The organism is Tepidimonas fonticaldi, from assembly GCF_001675355.1.
In the GTDB taxonomy this organism is placed as follows: domain Bacteria; phylum Pseudomonadota; class Gammaproteobacteria; order Burkholderiales; family Burkholderiaceae_C; genus Tepidimonas; species Tepidimonas fonticaldi.
Map to the genome: position 1 here is coordinate 1 of NZ_LZDH01000038.1, position 1,052 is coordinate 1,052.

Here is a 1,052-nt window from a genome sequence, read left to right on the forward strand (position 1 = left end):
ATTTTTTGAAATAGTTGCCTTAGCAAACTTAACGGCGTGCGTGTAGGCCTATTTTGCTTATTTACTGGAGATCTGAAAAGAGTCCCAGTACTTGGGTGAATATTTATCGTAGATCCATTCCTTAGAAAGTTAACTTGTATTGTTCGACTATCGCCATTCAGGGTGGCAATGATATTTATAGAACCTTCGACTAAGCTGCTGATTTCTAATTCTGTATTTCCATATTCATCAGTCAATTTAGTTGGTGTGATAACGGCATTTGGTGCTTCAAAGTGAACACGTGCCCCTGCGATGCTTTGTCGGCTATTATTCACAATATGCAGTTTAATTTTGTTTTTACTGATCCCATCTGCCACTGCATTGTTTTGAATGATATCAATGCTACCAATAAATGACTGGCTAATATCGGAGTTAAAGTTATACATCTCAGTCATTTCTGTACCATGCTCAATATTTGCTTTTATTGCATAACTTCCTGATACCAAACTAGTAAATTGAATGGAAGCTTCACCTTTACTGTTAGCGATGATGCTATGGGATTGGTCAGAAACTGATTTTTCTGCCTGAGCCTTCCACATAAAATGATTAAGTAATGAATAATATCCCGTATTTTTTTGATTAATAGAATTAAGATTTGCAGGCAATGTGAAATTGACTTTCGCATTGGGTACTGGGTGGCCAAGAGTATCTTTAATTACTACAGTGAATATATTTGTATTTTTACCATCAGCGACAGCATTATTTCTTTTTGCGGTATTCTTATGGGTGATAGTGAGAGCGCCTGTGTTGGTAACTTCAATTAACGTTTCTGCTTGTGGTGAGACATTTCCATTAGTGTCATAAGCCGTCACGGTTAAGCGATAAAGATTGAGTTGTGAGTTTTTAAATGAATGGTCGGCAATTTTATAAGACGGTAGTTTTACTGAACTTTCTCTGCCATTAAGGTGTATTTCCCCCCCAGCGGCTATCAATTCAGGGGCTTCTATCACTATTTTTTCTAGCGGGTATTTCGTGGTTAAATTGCGGATAATAGAAAGTTCTTCTCCTGTCAT

At 37.2% G+C, this 1,052-nt stretch carries 1 protein-coding gene; it reads right to left on the reverse strand.

All coding sequences use genetic code 11. From position 1 onward, the window contains the following. On the reverse strand, positions 1-1,052 hold a 1,052-nt coding region (locus tag A9O67_RS13545), incomplete at both ends, for an Ig-like domain-containing protein (protein WP_197484430.1).